This is a genomic window from Metabacillus idriensis (assembly GCF_050483325.1).
Lineage (GTDB): Bacteria > Bacillota > Bacilli > Bacillales > Bacillaceae > Bacillus_P > Bacillus_P idriensis_A.
This window is the reverse complement of sequence record NZ_JBCMYF010000004.1, coordinates 95,307-115,159: the sequence shown is the minus strand read 5'-3', so window position 1 is coordinate 115,159 and position 19,853 is coordinate 95,307. Positions and strand designations below refer to the sequence as shown.

Below are 19,853 nucleotides of genomic sequence, written 5' to 3'. Positions count from 1 at the left end.
TTCAAATGAAGAAATTATTGTTAAGTGCTGTATTCGCAACATCCGCTTTCGCTCTTGCAGCATGTGGTTCAGGTGGCGGAAACGGCGAAGGAGAAGAGACAAAAACGCTTAAAATTGGTGCATCAAACGTACCTCACGCTGAAATCCTTGAAGAGGCTCAGCCATTGCTTGAGGAAAAGGGCATTGAACTTGATATCGTGCCATTTCAGGATTACATCCTGCCAAATAAATCACTTGCCAGTGAAGAAATTGATGCGAACTATTTCCAGCACGTTCCGTATTTAGAGTCTCAAATGGCAGAAAATAAAGACTATGATTTTGTTAATGCGGGCGGAATCCATATCGAGCCAATCGGAGTTTATTCCAAAAAACATAAATCGTTAGAAGATATTCCAGAGGGCGGCACAATTATCATGAGTAATTCTGTAGCTGACCATGGCCGCATGCTTTCATTGCTTGAGAGCGAAGGTTTAATCACAATTAAAGAAGGTGTCGATAAAACGACTGCAACAGTTGATGATATCGGTGAAAACAAAAAAAATCTTAAATTCAAAGCAGATGTAGAAGCAAGTATCCTGCCTCAGGCTTACAACAACGACGAAGGCGATGCGGTTTTAATTAATACGAACTATGCAATTGGCGCAGGTCTCAATCCTCAAAAAGATGCGATTGCACTTGAAGGTTCAGAATCACCATACGTTAACATCATTACTGTCCGAAAAGGCGACGAAAACAAAGAAGAAATCAAAGCTTTAGTAGACGTTCTTCATTCAAAAGAGATTCAATCATTCATTGAAGAAAAATATGAAGGTGCAGTTGTACCTGTAGACGGAAAATAAATGGCAAGAGAGCATCGGAACATGGTGCTCTCTTTTTTTGTCTGTAAAAGTTATTATAATATAGTAGAAATTAGGAATAAAAGCTTCCCGAAAAACTCTTTTAACGCATACATCTCCATCATTTTTTACATACTAACGATGATTACTATCAGGAATGGAGCTGAAAAAAGATGCAGCATTTTGAAGCGAGAAACAGCAGTGAAGCCGCTTTGCATAATTACAAAGAAGGTCTCGGTGTATTTACAGAGAAGATGCCTGAGCTTGCACATCTCTATAATGAATTCACTCAAGAATGTTTTAAAGAAGGAACACTTTCTCAAAAAGAAAAGCAGTTAATTGCGCTGGGCATCAGCATCTATTCACAAGATGAATATTGCATTATTTATCATACAAAAGGGTGCTTAGATCAGGGAGCAAGCGAACAGGAAATCTTAGAAACGGTCGGAGTGTCTGCAGCTTTTGGCGGCGGTGCGGCCATGAGCCAATCGGTCACTTTGGTCCAGGAATGCATCACAGAATTAAATCAGCTTAAGCAATAGCATACTCGAGTATATCGGAGCATTTTTATAAGATCTGATTCTTGAATGCTGAAATCCTTTATGAGGGACCATGATCCTTTCATATCCATCTTTATGATGTTTGAGGCTGTTTTGCTCAGGTGTTATCATGTAATAGTATTAATTGATAAACCTTGAAAGGATGATTCATTATCTACGCAAGTCAGCAAAAGCTTGATTTGAATTACACAACTGAAATGGAAAAAGCCTTAATGCAGTCTCATAAAATGGGATATGCAGTGTACAGCAGAAACCATGAAAAGCGTATGGAAGTAGAAAAGAATCGTGAAAAAGATTATCAGCAGAGCAAACAGCTATTTGCAGAATTAGATCGTAAAATGAATTAATATACCAATCCTAAGGAATCAGTCACTGGCTGATTCCTTTTGAGTTATAAATAAACCGGTCCTATTAAGAAGCGTCCGAAAAAGTTGTATTCACATTTCATTTGTTATAAAATTAGAATGAGAATAAAATGAGAATGATTAAATTGAGATCTTATAGATTATTGGAGGTATAGTTATTTATGGCAGGTTCTACTTTAGTTATTAAAGATTTACACGTTGAAATCGACGGAAAAGAAATTTTAAAAGGTGTTAACCTTGAAATAAAAGGCGGAGAATTCCATGCAATCATGGGACCAAATGGTACTGGTAAATCTACACTATCATCTGCGATCATGGGGCATCCTAAATATGAAGTGACAAAAGGAAGCATCACTCTTGACGGTGAAGATGTTCTTGAGATGGAAGTAGATGAGCGCGCACGTGCAGGTCTGTTTTTAGCGATGCAATACCCAAGCGAAATCAGCGGAGTAACAAATGCTGACTTCCTTCGTTCTTCTATTAATGCACGCAAAGAAGAAGGACAGGAAATTTCTTTAATGAAATTCATCCGCAAAATGGACTCTAACATGGAATTCCTTGAAATGGATCCAGATATGGCACAGCGTTACCTGAATGAAGGGTTCTCAGGCGGAGAGAAAAAACGCAATGAAATTCTTCAATTAATGATGATCGAACCTAAAATTGCAATTCTGGATGAAATCGATTCAGGTCTTGATATCGATGCATTAAAAGTTGTTTCAAAAGGCATTAACCAAATGCGAAATGAAGATTTCGGCTGCCTGATCATCACTCACTATCAGCGCCTGTTAAACTACATCACACCTGATCATGTACACGTAATGATGCAGGGCCGCATCGTGAAATCAGGAGGTCCTGAGCTTTCACAGCGTTTAGAATCAGAAGGCTATGACTGGATTAAACAAGAGCTTGGCATCGAAGACGAAACTGTTGGTCAAGAAGCGTAAGCGTTAGGGGGATTAAGATGACAGTAGAGACGAAATTCAACCACGACTATGTCACGGGTTTCTCAAATGAACTCGGTGAACCGGAATGGCTTAAAGAACTGCGCTTACAAGCTCTTGCAAAAGCTGAAGACCTTTCGATGCCTAGACCGGATAAAACGAAAATTGATAAATGGAATTTCACACAATTTCAGACACATTCAGTTAAAAGCAATCCTTTAGCGTCCCTTAATGATTTAAGCGATGAAGTAAAAGCTTTAATTGATCTTGAAGATGAGAACAAAAATCTATATATCCAATTGGATACAACACCTGCTTATACTTCTCTGTCTCAGGAATTGAAAGACAAAGGTGTTATCTTCACGGATATTCATACCGCTGCACGCGAGCATTCTGAGCTTGTGCAAAAGTATTTCATGACTGACGGTGTAAAAGTAGATGAGCATCGTTTAACAGCACTACATGCAGCTCTTATGAACGGCGGAGTATTTGTATATGTTCCTAAAAACGTTGAGGTAGCAGCACCACTTCAGGCTGTGTATGTTCATGAAAACCCGGAAACAACTCTTTTCAACCATGTTATTGTTGTAGCAGACGACAACAGTTCGGTCACGTATGTTGAAAACTATATTTCAACGACTGAGACGGAAGGATCGATTTTCAATATTGTAACGGAAGTATTTGCAAACAATAATGCAAAAGTTACATACGGGGCTGTTGATCATTTGAATAAAGGTGTTACCTCGTATGTAAACCGCCGCGGAACTGCTGCACGCGATGCACGCATTGAATGGGCACTTGGTTTGATGAATGACGGCAACACGATTTCTGAAAACACAACAAACCTGATGGGTGACGGCTCTTATGGAGACACTAAATCTGTTGTTGTCGGACGCGGAAGTCAAATTCAAAACTTCACAACAAAAGTCATTCACTTCGGCAAAAATTCCGAAGGCTACATCTTAAAGCACGGCGTAATGAAAGACAGTGCTTCATCTGTCTTCAACGGTATCGGCAAAATCGAACATGGTGCTTCTAAATCAAATGCAGAGCAGGAATCAAGAGTTCTTATGCTCAGTGAAAAAGCGCGCGGAGATGCAAATCCGATTCTATTAATTGATGAGGACGATGTAACTGCCGGACATGCTGCTTCTGTTGGACGTGTTGATCCGCTTCAATTGTATTACTTGATGAGCCGCGGAATTCCTAAAGTTGAAGCTGAGCGTCTTGTCATTCACGGTTTCCTTGCGCCTGTCGTTAAGGTTCTGCCAATTGAAGGCGTAAAGAAACAGCTTGTTGAGGTCATTGAAAGGAAAGTTAAGTAATGAATATCCAAGATATCCGTTCACTCTTCCCGATATTGGATCAGCAAGTAAATGGACAGAATCTTGTTTATCTTGACAGTGCAGCGACTTCTCAGAAGCCGCTGCCAGTTATTGAAGCGCTTGACCGCTACTATAGAGAATACAATTCCAACGTACATCGCGGTGTTCACACATTGGGCACAAAGGCTACTGATGGCTACGAAGGAGCACGCGAAAAGGTTAGAAAATTCATTAATGCTCATTCTGCAGAAGAAATCATTTTCACACGCGGTGCTACTACTGCATTGAATACAGTAGCAGCAAGCTATGGACGTGCAAATCTTCAAGCTGGTGATGAGATAGTCATTACACATATGGAACACCATGCAAACGTCATACCTTGGCAGCAGCTTGCCAAAGCGACTGGTGCGACACTTAAATATATTCCTTTGCAGGAGGATGGAACGATTTCCCTTGAAGATGCCCGTGAAACGATTACAGATTCGGCTAAAATTGTTTCTGTCATGCAAGTTTCAAATGTATTGGGAACAATAAATCCTATAAAAGAAATTGCTGAGTTAGCCCACAGCAAAGGTGCGATCATGGTTGTTGACGGTGCGCAAAGTGCTCCGCATATGAAAATTGATGTTCAAGATTTAAATTGTGATTTCTTTGCTTTTTCAGCCCATAAAATGTGCGGTCCGACCGGTGTCGGTGTACTTTATGGCAAAAAAGCGCTTCTTGAAAACATGGAGCCTGTTGAGTTTGGCGGCGAAATGATTGACTTCGTCGGATTATACGAATCCACATGGAAAGAGCTTCCATGGAAGTTTGAAGCCGGAACGCCTATTATTGCAGGTGCAATCGGGCTTGGAGCTGCTATTGATTTTCTTTCCGAAATCGGTCTTGATAATATTGAAGCATATGAGCATAAGCTTGCTGATTACGCACTTGAGAGACTGTCAGAAGTTGAAGGCATCACAATTTACGGTCCTAAAAAGCGTGCAGGTCTTGTGACATTCAATATTGAAGATGTGCATCCGCATGATGTTGCAACAGTACTGGATGCTGAAGGCATAGCAGTCCGTGCCGGCCATCACTGCGCACAGCCTTTAATGAAATGGCTGAATGTTTCCTCAACAGCTCGTGCAAGTTTTTACCTGTACAACACAGAAGAAGAAGTTGATAAACTTGTTGCAGGAATCATAAAAACAAAGGAGTACTTCACGAATGTCTTTTAATAATCTGGACACTCTGTACCGCCAGGTCATCATGGATCACTATAAAAACCCGCGGAACAAAGGTGTTCTCGAAGATAGTTTAACTATAGATATGAATAACCCTACATGCGGCGACCGCATTCGTTTAACGCTGCAGATTGAAGACGGCAGCATTAAAGATGCTAAGTTTGACGGTGAAGGCTGTTCGATTTCAATGTCATCGGCATCAATGATGACTCAGGCGATTAAAGGTCAATCGGTCGAAACAGCTTTAAAGCTTTCTAAAATCTTTTCAGACATGATGCAAGGAAAAGATTACGATGATGACGTTGAGCTTGAGGATATTGAAGCATTGCAGGGTGTTGCTAAATTCCCTGCACGAATCAAATGTGCAACACTTGCTTGGAAGGCGATGGAAAAAGGGGTCCAAAACTAAAAGCGAAAGCGACTTGTTCAGCTCCGACAGGCAGTGAAGGATCTGACAGTGAAGTCCGGTTTTGACTTCATTGGCAGATCTGTACTGACCGAGGAGTTAGGCGCTGCAGCTGGATACAGATGCGGAATCTCTATCCTTCGTACCTTCTCAAGAAAAAGAATGAGGGCATACCTCATTCCACTATGATTGGAGTGAAAACGGATGGCTAAAAAAATGCCAGAAATCGGCGATTACAAGTATGGTTTTGCTGATAAAGACGTTTCGATTTTCCGTTCAAAGCGCGGATTAACTAAAGAAATTGTTGAAGAAATTTCTCGCATGAAAAGCGAGCCGCAATGGATGCTTGATTTCCGTCTGAAATCACTGGAGCATTTCTATAACATGCCAATGCCTCAATGGGGCGGCGATATGGCTGCACTTAACTTTGATGAAATTACGTACTACGTAAAACCATCTGAAAAATCAGAGCGCTCTTGGGATGAAGTACCTGAGGAAATCAAACGCACGTTTGACAAACTTGGAATTCCTGAAGCAGAACAAAAGTATTTGGCCGGTGTATCAGCTCAGTACGAATCTGAGGTTGTATACCACAATATGAAAGAAGATCTTGAAGATCTTGGCATCGTCTTTAAAGATACAGATACAGCTCTTAAAGAAAACGAAGATATTTTCAGAGAGCATTTCGGTAAAGTGATTCCTCCGACAGACAACAAGTTCTCAGCATTAAACTCAGCTGTATGGTCTGGCGGATCATTCATCTATGTGCCAAAAGGCATCAAAGTGGATACACCGCTTCAGGCATACTTCCGCATTAACTCTGAGAACATGGGTCAGTTCGAACGTACGCTGATTATTGTCGATGAAGGCGCACATGTGCACTATGTAGAAGGCTGTACAGCTCCGGTTTACACGACAAATTCACTTCACAGTGCTGTAGTTGAAATTATCGTTAAAGATGGCGGCTACTGCCGTTACACAACTATTCAAAACTGGGCGAACAACGTATTCAACCTTGTTACAAAACGTGCAGTTTGTGAAAAGAACGCAACAATGGAATGGATCGATGGAAACATTGGATCTAAATTAACAATGAAATACCCTGCTGTCATCCTTAAGGGTGAAGGCGCTCGCGGTATGACATTATCCATTGCATTAGCAGGCAAAGGCCAGCATCAGGACGCAGGTGCGAAAATGATTCACTTAGCACCAAATACGTCTTCAACAATCGTTTCAAAATCAATCTCTAAACAAGGCGGTAAAGTAACATACCGCGGAATCGTTCACTTTGGCCGCAAAGCTGAAGGAGCACGTTCAAACATAGAGTGCGATACGTTAATCATGGATAATCAGTCTACATCTGATACAATTCCATATAACGAAATCTTCAATGATAACATCTCTTTAGAGCATGAAGCTAAGGTTTCAAAAGTATCTGAAGAACAATTATTCTATCTCATGAGCCGCGGTATTTCAGAAGAAGAAGCAACTGAAATGATCGTAATGGGATTCATTGAGCCATTTACAAAAGAACTTCCAATGGAATATGCGGTTGAAATGAACCGTTTAATCAAGTTCGAAATGGAAGGCTCTATCGGTTAATAGAATGAGGAGAAGCTCACCATCGTGGTGAGCTTTTTTGTATAGGGGATAATATGTGGGTTGGAACACATTTGATGTTTTTTAAAAAGCAGATAAGAACACTTTAGAGACCTTCTTTAGATATGAAGTGCTTTAAACCGAGGGTTGCAGCACTTTATTGCAGTGTCCAAATCAGTGAAGTGCTCCAAAAAGCGGAATGGAGCACTTAATAGCAAAATCCGAATCAGTGAAGTGCTCCAAAAAGCGGATTGGAGCACTTAATAGCAAAATCCAAATCAGTGAAGTGCTCCAAAAAGCGGAATGGAGCACTTAATAGCAAAATCCGAATCAGTGAAGTGCTCCAAAAAGCGGAATGGAGCACTTTATAGCAACGCTCGCAAATGTGAAGTGCTCCAAAACCCGGTTTGCACCACTTTGTAGCAACGCTCGCAAATGTGAAGTGCTCCAAAACCCGGTTTGCACCACTTTATAGCAGCACCCAAATATGTGAAGTGCTCTAATAAAAGATTGAATACACACTACAGGTAATCTCAGTAAGCCGAGGGATCCCCTGCCCAAAACGTTTGTGCTTTTCTTATCTGCACAGGCCATGCAGAATGAAAATATCTCATCCATGTAGTATCATAAAAGAACCGACAAATTCGAGTAAGGAGGCTGAACGCAGATTGATATACATTGGACTTACAGGCTGGGGAGATCATGATTCGCTTTATCCTAATGGGATTTCGTCTGGAGACAAACTGAAGGAATACTCTGGACATTTTCCGATCGTTGAAGTGGATGCAAGCTTCTATGCTGTTCAGCCTCAGCGCAACGCAGAAAAATGGGTGAAGGATACGCCAGACAGCTTTCAATTTATTGTAAAAGCGTATCAGGGTATGACAGGACATCAGCGGGGAGATATTCCTTTTGATTCTAAAGAAGAGATGTTCCGGGCTTTCCATCATTCTATCGAACCATATCAGGCTGCAGGCAAACTTGCGATGGTTTTATTTCAATTCCCGCCATGGTTTGAATGCAAAAAAGAGAATGTCAGTTATTTGAGGTGGTGCAAAGAGCAAATGGGCTCTGTTCCTGCTGCCTTAGAATTCAGGCATCAATCATGGTTTGTACCTGATACATATGAAAAGACCCTCGCTTTTATGGAACAGGAAAAATGGATTCACAGCATTTGTGACGAGCCTCAGGCTGGTGGCGGGTCCATTCCTGCTGTAGTGAGGGCGACAGATGAAAATAAAACGTTAATCCGGATGCACGGCAGAAATGTGCATGGCTGGACAAGGCCTGCAAATGGTGAAGACTGGCGTGAGGTCAGGTATCTATACCGGTACAATCAGCAGGAATTGCAGGCTTGGCGTGAGAATATTGATCAATTGAAAGATTCAACTAAAGATGTTTATCTTCTCTTTAATAATAATTCAGGCGGAGATGCAGCAGACAATGCAAAACAGATGCAAAAGCTTTTAAATATAGAGTTTGAAGACTTAGCACCCAGACAGCTGGATTTATTCAGCGGAGAATAAACGGAAATGAGTTGGAGCAGATGGAATGGGCTTTTCTTGTCCTGATCGGTTTGATTGCCGGCACGATCGGGAGCCTTGTTGGTCTTGGCGGAGGAATTATTGTTGTGCCTGCAATGCTTTTTTCCTCTGCCTATTTTACGATTTTTGAAAATGTAACCCCTCAGACGGCAGTCGGAACTTCTTTGCTTGTCGTCATTTTTACTGGTTTATCCTCAACACTTGCTTATATGAAGGTTAAAAAAGTGGATTATAAAAGCGGCTTGATTTTTTTTATCGGAAGCGGGCCTGGAGGTATAATTGGCGCTTATCTTAATAAATATTTAAATTTGGATTCCTTCTCCCTTTATTTTGGGCTATTCATGATATTTGTCTCATTGCTGCTTATGATGAGGGATAAATGGAAGCCTAAATACAGAGAACCGGGACAGGGGGATGTGATTCGCTATTATCCTTCTGAAAACGGCAAAGAAACTGCTTATTTTTACAAGCCGGTCCCTGCGGTCTTCATTTCATTTGGAGTTGGATTTATCTCAGGGTTGCTCGGAATTGGCGGCGGAGCTTTAATGGTGCCTGCAATGGTGCTGCTTTTCTTATTTCCTCCGCATATTGCAGTTGCTACGTCGATGTTCATCATTTTTTTATCAGGTATATCAAGCTCTGTTATGCATATTGCTCTTGGAAATGTGAACTGGCTTTTTGCTTTAGCTTTAATACCCGGTGCCTGGGCTGGCGGAAAGGCAGGTGCCATGATTGCGACAAAGCTTTCTGGCAAAGCTGTAATTAACCTGCTGCGGTTCGTTCTGATCGCTGCCGGATTAAAACTGATTTATGAAGGTATTTTTTAATTGAGGAGAATGTAAATGGCAGAGACCATTCATCTATATCACACAAACGATTTACACAGTTATTTTGAAAACTGGCCAAAAGTTGCTCATTATTTAAAAAGAAAGAAAAAAGAGCATGCTGCAAACGGGGAAGAAATGATTTTAGTAGATGTGGGCGATCATATCGACCGTGTTCATCCCATAACAGAAGCAACACAGGGGAAGGCAAATGTCGAACTTCTTAATGCTCTTGATTATGATGCTGTTACAATCGGCAACAATGAGGGGATCACTCTTCCCCATGAGGCACTTGACACTTTATACACACAAGCTCGTTTTCCAGTTATTCTTTCAAACTTATACACAGAACTCGGAGAACGCCCTAGCTGGGTGAAGCCTTATGAAATCATGACTCTCTCTGATGGCACTAAGGCAGTATTACTGGGAGTAAGTGTTTTTTACGAAAAATTTTATCACTTGCTTGGCTGGAAAATAAAAGATCCGTTTCAAAGTCTGACAGAAACAATTGAGATGGTAAAAGATGAAGCAGATATCATCATTTTGCTTTCACATTTAGGAATAAATGATGATGAAATCGTGGCAAAAGAGTTTCCGGAAATTGATGTCATACTCGGAGCGCATACGCATCATATCTTTGAAAACGGGAAACTGCTGCATGGAGCTTTATTAACAGGTGCAGGTAAAAACTGTGGATTGGTCGGACATATTTCTCTCACTGTGGATAATTCCCGCACCTTAATCGCAAAGGAAGCTGAAGTTATTAACATTCTTTCAGAGCCTGATTGTGAAGAAACAAAGCAGTTTCTACTAAATGAAGCGAAAAAAAGTGATGAGATTCTCTCAGAAACGGTCACCGTTTTAGAAGAGGATTTATCGCTGGACTGGTTTGGTCCATCAGAATTCCCTGATCTATTAGCAGCTGCAATTAAAGAATGGTGCAAGGGAGAAGTGAGCATGGTGAATGCAGGAATACTGCTTGAACCTCTTAATAAAGGCCCTGTCACCAAAAAGGATTTACACCGTATTTGTCCGCATCCTATTAATCCATGCACTGTTTATTTAAAAGGAGACGTCCTAAAAGAAGTTATTTTAGAAGCGCGCTCAGAAAGGATGGAGCAGCTGAAATTAAAGGGTCTTGGTTTCCGAGGCCATGTTATGGGCCGAATGGTTTTTGACGGAATTGAGGTTTTTACAGAGCCATTAGAAGACGGTCTGCACCATGTAAAAGAAATTCTGGTATTAGGGGCGCCTATAGAGCCAGAGCGAATTTATGCTGTAGCTACAGTGGATATGTTTACACTTGGTGTCCTGTATCCATCTATTGGCCACGCTGAAAAGAAAACGTATTATATGCCTGAAATGCTGAGGGATCTGCTGGCCTGGAAACTCAAACAGGGACATACGTCCAAGTATGCCTAATTTTCACACTTCATGTCTGCTTTCTTCATAAATTGTAGAAGGAAGGGAGTGTGAAATGACGATGGTATCAATGACACCAATTATTATTGAAAACAATCAGTTTACAGCTATTACGGTAGCATTGCCCAAAACCAATTTTATGGCTGTTACAAGTGAGAAGGGATACATTATGTGCGGCGCGCTTGATGTAGCTTTGCTCAATGAAAAATTAAAAGACCGCGGAATTATTGCTGGGCGTGCAGTCGGCGTCCGTACCATTGAACAGCTGCTTGATGCACCTCTTGAATCCATTACATTTGAAGCTGAAAATCGCGGCATACACGTCGGTATGAGCGGCAGAGATGCACTATTAAGAATGCTGTAATGTCAGACAAACAAAAGCGCCATATTATTGTTAACGCTATTTAAATATCTTTTCAAAATCATAGATGAAAAAGAATGCGTACATCCCCCCTTGCCTGCATAAACATATCATGTAAAGGGGGGATTTATTTTGGCCAAATTCCGCAAACGCCCTCATAAAAAGGGACCGCTTCCTTTCAGATATGTATTCCTGCTGTCGCTTGTCTTTTTTATTTTTTCTACATCCGCTGGACTATGGATCGTCAATAAAGGAATTGAACCGACATTAATGACCGTCGCAGAAACGGAAACAAAACGGATTGCAACACTCGTTATTCAAAATGCAATTAATAAAGATATAAAAGAAGACGTTGATGTGGAAGAAATGTTTGTTGTTGATACAGATGAAAAGGGGAATGTGACGACGATCGATTTCAACGCGAAGTTTGTCAGAACCGTGCTTGCTAAAACGACAGATAAAATTCAAACGAACTTGAGAGAGGCTTCGAAAGGAAATATTGATGAACTCGAGCTTCCTGAAGGAGAACACATATCAAAAGATGAACAGGGAGAGGGAATTATTTATTCCATCCCATTGGGGCAAGCTACAAATAATGCCCTCATCGGGAACTTGGGACCGAGAGTGCCGGTTCGCTTCTATGTAGTGGGCGAAGTACAGACTGACGTAAAAGAAACGATTCAGCAGTATGGAATTAATAATGCTCTAATAGAGATTGCTGTTGAAATTGAAGTGAATGTAGAAGTGGTCATTCCCTTTTCCACTCAAACAGCTACAGTCAGAAACACCATACCAATTGCAATTAAAGCTGTACAGGGGCAGGTTCCAAGTTATTATAATGGCGGCGGGGCGGGTTCTCCTCCCGCAATCGATGTGCCGGCGGAATCGTCTGGAAGATAACAACAGCAGCTTGAAAGTTTCATAGTTTATTGTTATAATCCATAATTGTAAACTGAATACTTCACCTTGTCTCATGATGAGGTAGAGGCGCGAAAAAGAAGAGTAGGTAGTGTGAGGATGACAACTGAGACCACTATACAAAAGGCTTTTTTGCCGAAGTTATGCAAACGTGTCAGCAGTTGCATAGCTGGGGTTACCTTGAATAAGGGTAACACTGTCATTATGGATGATATCTATAATGGAGGGCTACTTATCGTGGAGGATAACATAACATTACACCGTAATGCGGGAAGAGTAATGATAGTTATTTTCTATCGCTACTCTTTTTTATTTGCACTTTTTTATTCCTTCCTCGTGCCGGTAGCCTAAAAAATATGTTTAGGAGGCAATATACCATGTCAGGCACTATTTATTCGATTCTACCCCCAATCATCGCGATTCTGATGGTTATTTTAACAAGGAGAGTTCTGCTTTCACTCGGTGTTGGAATTCTTTCCGCTGCACTTATTCTTACAAATTTCTCTGTTTTAGAAACACTTGCGAAAGTGTATGAAGCATTTAAAGCTATCTTTATTTCAGATGGAGCATTAAACACCTGGAATGTCTTTATTCTGCTTTTTCTTTTAATTTTAGGTGTTGTAACAGCGCTTATTTCGATTTCCGGAGGCAGCAGAGCCTTTGGAGAATGGGCTCAAAAACGTGTCAAAACAAGAGCAGGCGCTCAATTTACAGCTGCCCTTTTAGGTGTCTTAATTTTTATTGATGATTATTTTAACGCACTTGCAGTCGGCCAGGTAAGCCGTCCAATTACCGACCGTCAAAGAGTATCCCGCGCCAAGCTTGCTTACATTATTGATTCAACATCTGCCCCTGTATGTGTCGTTTCACCGGTCTCAAGCTGGGGAGCCTATATTATTGCTATGATCGGAACGATTCTTGCGACGCATGGCGTCAGCGAATATACACCACTTTCAGCATTCATGACGATGGTTCCGATGAATTACTATGTATTTGCAGCTTTGGCTTTAGTTTTTGCAACAGCTTACTTTAATATTAATTTAGGAAGCATGAAGCAGCACGAAGAACGTGCGATTGAAACAGGTGTTGTCTTTGACCCGGAAAAAGAACCGCTTGGAGATATTAAAGAAGACTTGCCTGCAAGCGATAAAGGGACGATTGCAAATCTTGTATGGCCGATTATCGCCTTAATTATCGGAACGGTAAGTGCCATGATGTGGACAGGATATCAGGGTGTACAGGGGGAAGAAGGAGTTTCTCTTACCCTTTTGACAATGTTTGAATATACCGATGTAGCCAAATCACTAGTCTTAGGCGGATTATTCGGTCTGCTCGTAACTCTTGTTCTTTATTTCAGTAAAGGAATCAGTGCTTCTTACTTGCCGAAGGGGTTTCTTGAAGGCATCAAATCCATGCTGCCTGCAATCTATATCTTAAGCTTGGCATGGATGATTGTAGACTTAATCGGTCAGCTGAAAACCGGTGAATATCTGGCAGGGCTTGTGGAGCAATCGAATATGAACACAGCACTCCTTCCTGTAATTCTCTTTCTTCTTGCAGGTTTTATGGCATTTGCAACCGGAACTTCATGGGGCACTTTCGGAATAATGCTTCCGATCGCAGGTGAAATTACAGCAGCGACAGATATTTCCATGCTTCTGCCTGCGATGGCAGCTGTTCTTGCAGGGGCTGTGCTTGGGGATCACTGCTCTCCTATATCCGATACAACAATTTTATCCTCAACAGGGGCAGGAAGCCATCATATCGATCATGTTATCACACAGATGCCTTATGCTATTACCGGAGGAATTATAGCGACGGCCGGATATCTAGTATTGGGATTTTCAGGAAGTATGCTTCTGGGACTTTTGGCAGTAGTTGTCCTCTTAGTTGTTTTCATCCTTATCTTCAAAAAAAAGGAAGAGATTCCTTCGATATAGGTTAAAAAGGCAGAGTTCTCCGGGACTCTGCCTTTTATTGTAAGAAAATATGACAGGTAAATCATCTTAAAATAATTATTTTTAAAAATCATTTTGACTTAGGCATAATGTCCGATTATACTATGTATAGTTATACTGAAATATCAGAAAATAGTAAAAATTATAATTCTTCCAAATTCGGGAAGAAACAGCAAAAGGGGGCTTTACACATGGATAATCGTCCACAGTGGGGAACAAGGGCAGGCTTTATTTTAGCAGCTGTTGGATCGGCAATCGGTTTAGGAAACATCTGGCGCTTTCCTGGAGTTGCTTATGAAAATGGAGGGGGATCTTTCTTTATTCCTTATCTATTCGCACTATTGACTGCCGGGATTCCGCTGCTTGTAATGGAATTTACACTGGGTCATAAATACCGCGGTTCCGCACCATTAACGTATGCAAGACTAAGCAAAAAATTTGAGTGGCTCGGCTGGTGGCAGGTCGGCATCGCATTTGTCATTTCAACGTATTACTCGGTCATCATCGCTTGGGCAATTTCATACAGCGGATTTTCATTAAATTTAAGCTGGGGGAAAGATACACAGACATTCCTTTTCAGCGATTATCTTCAGGCTGCAGCACCAGGAGAATTTGGCGGATTTGCACCAGGCGTGCTTTTGCCGTTATTAATTGTTTGGGTCGTTACACTAGGTGTGTTATTTGCAGGTGTTAAAAAAGGAATCGAACTTGCAAATAAAATTTTTATTCCTACTTTAGTGGTCTTATTCTTAATTATTGTTATCCGTGCATTAACTTTAGAAGGTGCAGCACAGGGTCTTGAAGCATTTTTCAAACCGAATTGGGATATGATTTTTAACGGAAAAGTATGGATCGCTGCATATGGACAGATTTTCTTCAGTTTATCCATTGCATTTGCCATTATGGTTACTTATTCAAGCTATCTTCCAAAAAAATCAGATATCACGAATAATGCATTTATTACAGGATTCGGCAACTCGGCATTTGAACTCCTTGCAGGGATTGGGGTATTCAGTGCACTTGGTTTTATGGCAATGCAGCAGGGTGTTCCTGTTAACGAAGTTGTTTCAAAAGGAATCGGTTTAGCATTTATCGTATTCCCGCAAATTATTAATGAATTCCCGGCATTTAATGGTCTTTTTGGTTTCTTGTTCTTCGCATCGCTGACACTTGCAGGATTAACATCCCTCATTTCAATTGTTGAAACGTTTGTAGCAGGTGTACAAGATAAATTTAAAGTTTCCAGAACAAAAGCCGTATTTATCGGCGGAGGAATATCAGCAATCATTTCTCTTTTATTTGCTACAAGAGGCGGAATTAACTTCTTGGACGTAGCAGATGAGTTTATCAACAGCTTTGGTGTTACACTTGCCGGTTTTGTTGAAGTAATTGTTGTTATCTGGATTCTTAGAAAGGCAGCAGATCTTCAAAAACATGCCAACCAGATTTCAGATATTCAATTAGGAGCATGGTGGAAAGTATGCTTAGGAGTCATTACTCCAATCGTTCTTGGCTACATGATGATTGATAAGCTTAGAGCTGAGCCGTATGGCGGAGGATCCTATTCAAGTGAGTTCCTTTTATATTCAGGTTGGCTGGTTGCAGCAGGAGCACTAATTGTAGGTATTCTATTCTCATTCATTTCATGGAAAAAGGATACAATTGAGCTTCCAGCTGATAAGGAGGTATCACGCTAATGAGCGGCGGAGCAATTACAATGATGATTGTCGGCATAGTTGTTATTTGGGGCGGTTTGGCTGCAAGTATAGCTAATGCAGTTATTAAAGCTAAAAGATCATAATGAAAATGCGGGTCAGCATATATTGCTGACCCGTTTATTTATTTTCTTTTTCTCTTCCTGTATTCTGCACGTTCCCATACTTTTAACTGGGGATAAGGGTCATATGACCATTCTGTTCTGCCATTATCTTTGTACATGCCATAATGAAGATGCGGAGGAAATTTTCCAGAGGTTCCAGGAGGTCCATATCCTGAGCTTCCGACTGAGCCGATTAACTGCCCAGGCTCTACAATCTGTCCTACCTGAAGACCATCTGCAAATCCATTTAGGTGGGCAAAGTAATGGTACGTATTGGAACTGTCCCGAATTCCAAGCCTCCACCCGCCAAACCTGTTCCAGCCTTTCATTTCAATAATTCCATAGCAAGTAGAACTAACGGGAACACCGTAATTGGCAAAGATGTCTGTGCCTTCATGTATTCTTCGGCCTCCCCAGCCGCGTGCATCTCCCCAAGTATTTTTATAGCTGTAATTGAAGCGGATAGGGACTGGGAAAGAATGCTGATCAAGATCAAGTCTTCCATATTTTTGAAAAAGCTTCATGTGTCCTGAAATCAATCCAATTGTTTTATCACGCTGATAGTAATCCCAAAGTCCAATTTTAATGTTTTCAAAATCAATGCCATAAGACAGCAAATAGGCTGCAAACGTAAACAGCACATCTTCGTCATTGTCAGGCTCCGCTTTGCCGTCGCCATTTCCATCAATGCCAATCCCGCCAAATAAAGAGATGCTTGCCGGGTTGGTGTCAGACCGGTCTGGGTTTTGCAGCCCGGTCCATATTTCCGGTTTAATATAAATGCCAATAACGCCTTTTGCTTTAGGAATATCATTCCTGGTTCTTCTTACATTACGCTCATATTGATCAACAGAGGCCAGTACGTACCAGGGAATTTGAGTAATGGTTTCAGCTTTTTTAAATAAATTCATTCGTTCTTGATTAATTTGTTCAATGCTTTTATCTGCACCGAGCACCTGATTAGGCACGGACGTGCAGATAAAACAAAGAATAAACAGGATCCATATTTTTCTCACATTACCGGTCTCCTTTAAACCAATTTCATAACCTTAGTTTGGTGTAATAAAGAAAATTCATATGTAGAAAATGTTAGAAATTGCATCGTTCTCTTTCCCTTGTCCTATCTCGCTCTGTTATGTTAAAGTGACTAATGTACCTATTTCATTTTACAATTTCCTTTTATGCTGAACTTCGCATAATCAGAGGGATACTTACAATACATACTGGAGATGATTCAGATGGCTAAGAAAGAAGAATACCTGAGAAAGCCGGATTGGCTAAAAATAAAATTAAACACCAATGAAAATTACACAGGGTTAAAAAAAATGATGCGCGAAAAAAATCTTCACACCGTTTGTGAAGAAGCGAAATGTCCCAATATTCATGAATGCTGGGCAGTAAGACGTACTGCAACATTTATGATACTTGGCGCAGTGTGCACTCGTGCATGCCGTTTCTGTGCGGTGAAAACAGGTTTGCCGACTGAACTTGATTTACAAGAGCCGGAACGCGTTGCAGATTCAGTAGCATTGATGAACTTAAAACATGCTGTTATTACAGCGGTTGCAAGGGATGATTTGCGTGACGGGGGAGCAAACGTATTTGCCGAGACAGTCCGTGCCGTACGCCGCAAGAGTCCATTTACTTCAATTGAGGTTCTGCCATCTGATATGGGCGGAGTGGAAGAAAACTTAAAGACACTGATGGATGCAAAACCGGATATATTAAACCACAATATTGAAACCGTAAAACGTTTGACTCCAAGAGTTCGCGCACGTGCAAAATATGACCGTTCCCTTGAATTCCTGCGCCGCGCAAAAGAAATGCAGCCTGAAATTCCGACCAAATCAAGCTTAATGATTGGTCTTGGCGAAACAAAAGAAGAAATCATCGAAACAATGGATGATCTGCGTTCAAACAATGTCGACATTATGACCATCGGCCAATATTTGCAGCCTTCGAAAAAGCATCTTAAAGTTATGAAATATTACACACCGGAAGAATTTGCAGAACTTCGGGAAATTGCGATGAGCAAAGGCTTCAGCCACTGTGAAGCTGGCCCGCTCGTTCGTTCGTCCTATCATGCAGATGAGCAGGTTAATGCAGCAACTAAAGCAAGACAGGCACAGGCATAATGAAAAGTACCCGCATCTTTGATGCGGGTACTTTTTTATAGTGGTATTGGAGGGTAATGAAGCAGGAATGCCGCGGATAACCTCTCCAAAAAATGAAAATACCTCCCGTTTCTCCTTCAGTGTCTGAAGAAGCTTTTTATTTATCCTTCATGTCCTCGTCAAGGTTTTCGTTTGTTTCGCCGTATCCTTCTCCATTTGCGTTTTCACCTTTGTTCAGTTTGCGGCCTTGAGGTGATTTCAGCATTTCTTTTATTGTGTTATTGATAATTTGATCAATATCTCTGCTTTCTGGATCAAGGCCGGAGTATCCTTCAACTTGTTTAATCATCTGGGGATCATCGGACAGGTAAACGTGGTAGTATCTGGGAACGACGGAAATCGCCGTTTTTTTCACTTGATCCGCTGTTTCATTTCGATTTTTCGTATCCGACTGATAAGCGATCAGAACTTCTTCATCGGTAACAAGTGTAGCCACATCCTGTATATTCGGGAGCTGAACGATTAAGCTGGAAATGGCATTAGCCGTCTTTTCGTAATCAACTTGAGGCACCTTGTCGTAATCATTTTCCTGAGCTAAATTGTTTTTTACATGACGAACATAGCCAAAACCGGAGTTAGTGTCTTTTCCGTTTTTAATGCCATTTTCGTTTTTTACATTTACGGTATTGCCGTTTTCCTCAAATAATTCATTTTCACTTGCAGTATTCTGGCATCCGGTCATGATGATCATACCTATTAAGGATGCCGTTAACGCGATTTTCTTCATCGCAAACACCTCCGTAACCTTAGGTTGACCAAAACAAACACAATCTTTCTTAGCAATTGATGGGGAAATCGATTATGATAGTATTTAGACAGCTTTCATGCGAGGTGATAGTAGTGATAACAGTCCAAAATCATAGCTTTGAGCTCATTAAGGACGAAAAAAATGGCTTTAATGAAGAGGCCTTTAAAGCGCGTTACTCAGAAATACTGAATAAATATGATTACATTGTCGGTGACTGGGGTTATAATCAGCTTAGACTTAAGGGCTTTTTTGACGATCAAAATCAAAAAGCTTCCTATGACACAAAAATCAGCACACTTGATGAGTACATATTTGAGTACTGCAACTTCGGCTGTGCCCATTTTGTTTTAAAAAGAATAAAGAAATAAGCCGCGGAAGAGATCCGCGGCTTATTATTTTGACGTATAAGGAGATTCTTCGTTTTTCTCAGGATCGTCGTGGGGAGGATGTGCTCCTGGGTACTGCCTTGGCAAATTCTGATGCAGAGATTTGAATTCATAGTTAAAAGCACTGTAATAACGCATGCCTTCTTTCCAATCTGAACTCTTGTTTTCCACAGGCTCATCCTTGCCGCGAGGCGCACCGTATGGCCCCTCAGGGAAAATTTCAGGCAGCACCAGATTTCTCATATCTTCAACATTTGAAAAATCCGTGTACTCCCGTTTTTCTTTATCATCCATTGTCACACCTGCTTTTTTCGAGAGATAAGAAAGTATAAAGTTTAGTGAATTGATGGCAAGCGGAATCGCCCCACTCCTTGGCACTTTTCTTGGTGTCCAGCTCCATCGCTCAGGCTCCTCGGCCAGAACGGATCCGTCTGTCGG

Annotated in this window: 21 protein-coding genes and 1 riboswitch; of the genes, 18 read left to right on the top strand and 3 right to left on the bottom strand. The window is 41.1% G+C overall.

Annotated elements, in window-relative coordinates; all coding sequences use genetic code 11:
• Positions 1–5 precede the first annotated feature (5 nt).
• From ABEQ24_RS02950 to ABEQ24_RS02875, 16 genes are all read left to right on the top strand, one after another.
• Positions 6–839: a MetQ/NlpA family ABC transporter substrate-binding protein gene (locus ABEQ24_RS02950; protein ID WP_430005388.1), complete on the top strand. Its 834-nt coding sequence runs from the start codon at positions 6–8 to the stop codon at positions 837–839.
• A 170-nt stretch (positions 840–1,009) separates the two neighbouring features.
• On the top strand, positions 1,010–1,378 hold the full coding sequence (locus ABEQ24_RS02945; RefSeq protein WP_430005387.1) for a carboxymuconolactone decarboxylase family protein: 369 nt from the start codon (positions 1,010–1,012) through the stop codon (positions 1,376–1,378).
• A gap of 197 nt (positions 1,379–1,575) precedes the next feature.
• Positions 1,576–1,743 carry a hypothetical protein gene (locus tag ABEQ24_RS02940; RefSeq protein ID WP_430005386.1) on the top strand — a complete coding sequence of 56 codons (168 nt, stop codon included), beginning with the start codon at positions 1,576–1,578 and terminating at the stop codon, positions 1,741–1,743.
• Between the two features lie 179 nt (positions 1,744–1,922).
• Entirely contained in the window at positions 1,923–2,708 is a 786-nt protein-coding gene (gene sufC, locus ABEQ24_RS02935) for a Fe-S cluster assembly ATPase SufC (RefSeq protein ID WP_223438037.1), read from the top strand.
• A gap of 17 nt (positions 2,709–2,725) precedes the next feature.
• Positions 2,726–4,030, top strand: a complete 1,305-nt coding sequence (sufD, locus tag ABEQ24_RS02930; protein ID WP_430005385.1) for a Fe-S cluster assembly protein SufD — start codon at positions 2,726–2,728, stop codon at positions 4,028–4,030.
• Positions 4,030–5,250, top strand: coding sequence for a cysteine desulfurase (locus ABEQ24_RS02925; protein ID WP_430005384.1), 1,221 nt, complete (start codon positions 4,030–4,032; stop codon positions 5,248–5,250). Before sufD ends, ABEQ24_RS02925 begins: the two co-directional genes overlap by 1 nt.
• Complete coding sequence (gene sufU, locus ABEQ24_RS02920; protein ID WP_430005383.1) at positions 5,240–5,665, top strand: Fe-S cluster assembly sulfur transfer protein SufU; 426 nt, start codon at positions 5,240–5,242, stop codon at positions 5,663–5,665. The genes ABEQ24_RS02925 and sufU overlap by 11 nt, the downstream gene beginning before the upstream one ends.
• A gap of 201 nt (positions 5,666–5,866) precedes the next feature.
• Positions 5,867–7,264, top strand: a complete 1,398-nt coding sequence (gene sufB / locus ABEQ24_RS02915) for a Fe-S cluster assembly protein SufB (RefSeq protein WP_191557610.1) — start codon at positions 5,867–5,869, stop codon at positions 7,262–7,264.
• 665 nt (positions 7,265–7,929) lie between these two features.
• Positions 7,930–8,787, top strand: a complete 858-nt coding sequence (locus tag ABEQ24_RS02910) for a DUF72 domain-containing protein (RefSeq protein WP_430005382.1) — start codon at positions 7,930–7,932, stop codon at positions 8,785–8,787.
• Between the two features lie 20 nt (positions 8,788–8,807).
• On the top strand, positions 8,808–9,632 hold the full coding sequence (locus tag ABEQ24_RS02905) for a sulfite exporter TauE/SafE family protein (protein ID WP_430005381.1): 825 nt from the start codon (positions 8,808–8,810) through the stop codon (positions 9,630–9,632).
• A 15-nt stretch (positions 9,633–9,647) separates the two neighbouring features.
• Positions 9,648–11,051 carry a bifunctional metallophosphatase/5'-nucleotidase gene (locus ABEQ24_RS02900; protein ID WP_430005380.1) on the top strand — a complete coding sequence of 468 codons (1,404 nt, stop codon included), beginning with the start codon at positions 9,648–9,650 and terminating at the stop codon, positions 11,049–11,051.
• A 61-nt stretch (positions 11,052–11,112) separates the two neighbouring features.
• Positions 11,113–11,415, top strand: coding sequence for a YunC family protein (locus ABEQ24_RS02895; RefSeq protein WP_070874699.1), 303 nt, complete (start codon positions 11,113–11,115; stop codon positions 11,413–11,415).
• A gap of 129 nt (positions 11,416–11,544) precedes the next feature.
• A complete protein-coding gene (gene yunB / locus ABEQ24_RS02890) occupies positions 11,545–12,312 on the top strand; it encodes a sporulation protein YunB (RefSeq protein WP_430005379.1) in 768 nt (255 codons plus the stop codon).
• 74 nt (positions 12,313–12,386) lie between these two features.
• A riboswitch (Lysine riboswitch) is annotated at positions 12,387–12,569 on the top strand.
• A gap of 138 nt (positions 12,570–12,707) precedes the next feature.
• A complete protein-coding gene (locus tag ABEQ24_RS02885; RefSeq protein ID WP_430005378.1) occupies positions 12,708–14,270 on the top strand; it encodes a Na+/H+ antiporter NhaC family protein in 1,563 nt (520 codons plus the stop codon).
• Between the two features lie 209 nt (positions 14,271–14,479).
• The gene (locus ABEQ24_RS02880; protein WP_430005377.1) at positions 14,480–15,985 is read left to right on the top strand and encodes a sodium-dependent transporter; all 1,506 of its coding nucleotides are present in this window, start codon (positions 14,480–14,482) and stop codon (positions 15,983–15,985) included.
• The gene (locus tag ABEQ24_RS02875) at positions 15,985–16,089 is read left to right on the top strand and encodes a methionine/alanine import family NSS transporter small subunit (RefSeq protein ID WP_430005376.1); all 105 of its coding nucleotides are present in this window, start codon (positions 15,985–15,987) and stop codon (positions 16,087–16,089) included. The genes ABEQ24_RS02880 and ABEQ24_RS02875 overlap by 1 nt, the downstream gene beginning before the upstream one ends.
• Positions 16,090–16,127: 38 nt before the next feature.
• On the opposite strand, the gene ABEQ24_RS02870 is transcribed toward ABEQ24_RS02875, so the two are convergent.
• The gene (locus tag ABEQ24_RS02870; RefSeq protein WP_430005413.1) at positions 16,128–17,075 is read right to left on the bottom strand and encodes a M23 family metallopeptidase; all 948 of its coding nucleotides are present in this window, start codon (positions 17,073–17,075) and stop codon (positions 16,128–16,130) included.
• Between the two features lie 270 nt (positions 17,076–17,345).
• Between ABEQ24_RS02870 and lipA the strand changes: the two genes are divergently transcribed.
• Entirely contained in the window at positions 17,346–18,242 is an 897-nt protein-coding gene (gene lipA / locus ABEQ24_RS02865; protein WP_430005375.1) for a lipoyl synthase, read from the top strand.
• A gap of 136 nt (positions 18,243–18,378) precedes the next feature.
• On the opposite strand, the gene ABEQ24_RS02860 is transcribed toward lipA, so the two are convergent.
• Positions 18,379–19,008: a YhcN/YlaJ family sporulation lipoprotein gene (locus ABEQ24_RS02860; RefSeq protein ID WP_430005374.1), complete on the bottom strand. Its 630-nt coding sequence runs from the start codon at positions 19,006–19,008 to the stop codon at positions 18,379–18,381.
• Between the two features lie 113 nt (positions 19,009–19,121).
• Here ABEQ24_RS02860 and ABEQ24_RS02855 point away from each other — a divergent pair, with 113 nt between their 5' ends.
• Entirely contained in the window at positions 19,122–19,397 is a 276-nt protein-coding gene (locus ABEQ24_RS02855; RefSeq protein ID WP_070877943.1) for a YutD family protein, read from the top strand.
• Positions 19,398–19,421: 24 nt separating this feature from the next.
• Here ABEQ24_RS02855 and ABEQ24_RS02850 read toward each other — a convergent pair whose 3' ends face one another.
• Positions 19,422–19,709, bottom strand: coding sequence for a cytosolic protein (locus tag ABEQ24_RS02850; RefSeq protein WP_430005373.1), 288 nt, complete (start codon positions 19,707–19,709; stop codon positions 19,422–19,424).
• Positions 19,710–19,853: the final 144 nt, after the last annotated feature.

Excerpts from the sequence above, each read along its gene's own strand:
- ABEQ24_RS02895 (WP_070874699.1), top strand. The coding sequence starts at position 11,113 with ATGGTATCAATGACACCAATTATTATTGAAAACAATCAGTTTACAGCT.
- ABEQ24_RS02900 (WP_430005380.1), top strand. The coding sequence starts at position 9,648 with ATGGCAGAGACCATTCATCTATATCACACAAACGATTTACACAGTTAT.
- ABEQ24_RS02850 (WP_430005373.1), bottom strand. The coding sequence starts at position 19,709 with ATGGATGATAAAGAAAAACGGGAGTACACGGATTTTTCAAATGTTGAA.
- ABEQ24_RS02885 (WP_430005378.1), top strand. The coding sequence starts at position 12,708 with ATGTCAGGCACTATTTATTCGATTCTACCCCCAATCATCGCGATTCTG.
- ABEQ24_RS02860 (WP_430005374.1), bottom strand. The coding sequence starts at position 19,008 with ATGAAGAAAATCGCGTTAACGGCATCCTTAATAGGTATGATCATCATG.
- sufC (WP_223438037.1), top strand. The coding sequence starts at position 1,923 with ATGGCAGGTTCTACTTTAGTTATTAAAGATTTACACGTTGAAATCGAC.
- ABEQ24_RS02880 (WP_430005377.1), top strand. The coding sequence starts at position 14,480 with ATGGATAATCGTCCACAGTGGGGAACAAGGGCAGGCTTTATTTTAGCA.
- ABEQ24_RS02945 (WP_430005387.1), top strand. The coding sequence starts at position 1,010 with ATGCAGCATTTTGAAGCGAGAAACAGCAGTGAAGCCGCTTTGCATAAT.
- ABEQ24_RS02875 (WP_430005376.1), top strand. The coding sequence starts at position 15,985 with ATGAGCGGCGGAGCAATTACAATGATGATTGTCGGCATAGTTGTTATT.
- ABEQ24_RS02925 (WP_430005384.1), top strand. The coding sequence starts at position 4,030 with ATGAATATCCAAGATATCCGTTCACTCTTCCCGATATTGGATCAGCAA.
- ABEQ24_RS02905 (WP_430005381.1), top strand. The coding sequence starts at position 8,808 with ATGGAATGGGCTTTTCTTGTCCTGATCGGTTTGATTGCCGGCACGATC.
- sufD (WP_430005385.1), top strand. The coding sequence starts at position 2,726 with ATGACAGTAGAGACGAAATTCAACCACGACTATGTCACGGGTTTCTCA.
- lipA (WP_430005375.1), top strand. The coding sequence starts at position 17,346 with ATGGCTAAGAAAGAAGAATACCTGAGAAAGCCGGATTGGCTAAAAATA.
- ABEQ24_RS02950 (WP_430005388.1), top strand. The coding sequence starts at position 6 with ATGAAGAAATTATTGTTAAGTGCTGTATTCGCAACATCCGCTTTCGCT.
- sufB (WP_191557610.1), top strand. The coding sequence starts at position 5,867 with ATGGCTAAAAAAATGCCAGAAATCGGCGATTACAAGTATGGTTTTGCT.
- sufU (WP_430005383.1), top strand. The coding sequence starts at position 5,240 with ATGTCTTTTAATAATCTGGACACTCTGTACCGCCAGGTCATCATGGAT.